This window comes from Burkholderia sp. Ac-20384 (assembly GCF_017104605.1).
GTDB classification, from domain to species: domain Bacteria; phylum Pseudomonadota; class Gammaproteobacteria; order Burkholderiales; family Burkholderiaceae; genus Burkholderia; species Burkholderia lata.
The window spans coordinates 1-1,757 of sequence record NZ_JAAGPE010000634.1; the positions used below are offsets into that span (position 1 = coordinate 1).

The 1,757-nt window shown below is 68.9% G+C and carries 2 protein-coding genes; both read right to left on the reverse strand.

What is annotated here, in order from left to right; genetic code table 11:
- The coding region (cheD, locus tag G3O00_RS42475; protein WP_206146575.1) for a chemoreceptor glutamine deamidase CheD at positions 1-616 on the reverse strand (616 nt) is incomplete at its 3' end.
- The gene (locus tag G3O00_RS42480; RefSeq protein WP_206146576.1) at positions 613-1,596 is read right to left on the reverse strand and encodes a CheR family methyltransferase; all 984 of its coding nucleotides are present in this window, start codon (positions 1,594-1,596) and stop codon (positions 613-615) included. The genes G3O00_RS42480 and cheD, both read right to left, overlap by 4 nt.
- Positions 1,597-1,757: the final 161 nt, after the last annotated feature.

The following is a 1,757-nucleotide window of genomic DNA, read 5'->3' on the forward strand; positions in this document are numbered from 1 at the left end:
GACGCTTCGCCGCGAACAGCTCGACTTGCGGACGCGGCCGTGCGGTGCGGGCGCGATCGGCCTCGCGGGCGAGCGCGGCTTCGCGCTCGGTCACGCCCGGCACCTGCAGCCGCAGCTTCTTCACCGCCGCGCGCCCCGTGGCCGCCATGAACGCGACCTTGCGCGGATGCACGCCCTGCAGGTCTTCCGCCGTGATGCGGATGCGTTCGAGCGCCAGGTAGCGGCGCACGAAATCCGCGTTGCGGTCGCCGATGTTGATCGTCGTCATCCCGGCCAGCACGGCAGCGCCCCCGAACACCTTCGCCTCGAAGCGTTCGCGGCGCCCGCCAGCCTTGATCATCTCGTTGATCAGCACTTCCATCGCATACGCGCCGTAGCGCATCGATTCCGACGCGGCTGCGCCCGGATCGGCGCCGTCGTCGGGCAGCATGAAGTGATTCATCCCGCCGATGCCCGCGTACGGGTCGTGCAGGCACGCGGCGACGCACGAGCCGAGCACGGTCATCAGCACCATGTCCTCGGACGTCGTGTAGAACTCGTTCGGCAACAGCTTCACGCCGGGACGGCCGAAGTGGTTGTCGAAGTAGCGATTGGTGGCGATCGGCAGGGCGCTCATCCGCGCTCTCCAAGAGCTGATGCGGCACCCGCGGCATGCATGCGCGCGGGAGACGACATCGCAAGTGCTTGCGCACTACGCGGCCGCGCGCCAAGGGCGGCGTCGCGGGTCAGTTCGTACACCGTCTGCCCGCGCAGCCGGAACGCCTGCGTGACATACGTGAAGTTTTCCGAATGGCCGGCGAACAGCAGCCCGCCCGGCTTCACGAGCGGCTCGAAGCGCGACAGCACCTGCCCCTGCGTCGGCTTGTCGAAATAGATCATCACGTTGCGGCAGAAGATCGCGTCGAACGGCTTCGCGATCCCGTAATCCGCATCGGTCAGGTTCAGCTGCTCGAAGCGGATCATCGCGCGCAGCTCGGGGCGCACCTTCACTCGGCCGGCCTGCGGGCCGGTGCCCTTCAGGAAGAAGCGCTTCAGCCGCTCCGGCGCCAGGTGCTTGACCTGGTCGTACGTGTAGATGCCGGCTTCCGCCTTCGCGAGCACCTGCGTGTCGAGGTCGGTCGCGAGGATCGACGCACCGCGCGCGGCCGATTCGCCGAGCGCCTCGATCAGCGTGATCGCGATCGAGTAAGGCTCCTCGCCGGTCGACGCCGCCGAGCACCAGACCGATACCGGCGCCGGCCGCCCCTTCACGAAATCCGACAGGATCGGGAAATGGTGCGACTCGCGGAAGAACGCGGTCAGGTTCGTCGTCAGCGCATTGGTGAACGCTTCCCACTCGAGCGGATCGTCTTCCTGCTCGAGCAGGTCGAGGTAGTCGCGGAACGTGTCGAGGCCGCGTGCCCGCAAGCGGCGCGCGAGACGGCTGTACGCCATGTCGCGCTTGTGCTCGGACAGCGAGATCCCCGCGCGTTGATGGATCAGCGCGCGAATGCGTGCGAAATCCGCGCCCGTGAACGCGAAGTCGCGCCCCGGCTCGCCCGCGCGAGGCGAGGCATCCGGTGCATCGGGTCGAAACGGCGCGCGCGCGTGCGGCATGGCTTAGAAGGTCTCCCAATCGTCGTCGGACGTGCCGGCCGTGGCCGCCGCCGGCTTCTCGCCGTTCAGCGCCGGGCGCACGAGCGCGGGCTTCGCGGCCGGCTTGTCGGCCGGTGCGGCGGTCTTCGAGAGACGCGGCCCGTAGCCGCCCGCAGCCGTGC

Coding starts and splice junctions, on each gene's coding strand:
- G3O00_RS42480 (WP_206146576.1), bottom strand. CDS start 1,596: ATGCCGCACGCGCGCGCGCCGTTTCGACCCGATGCACCGGATGCCTCG.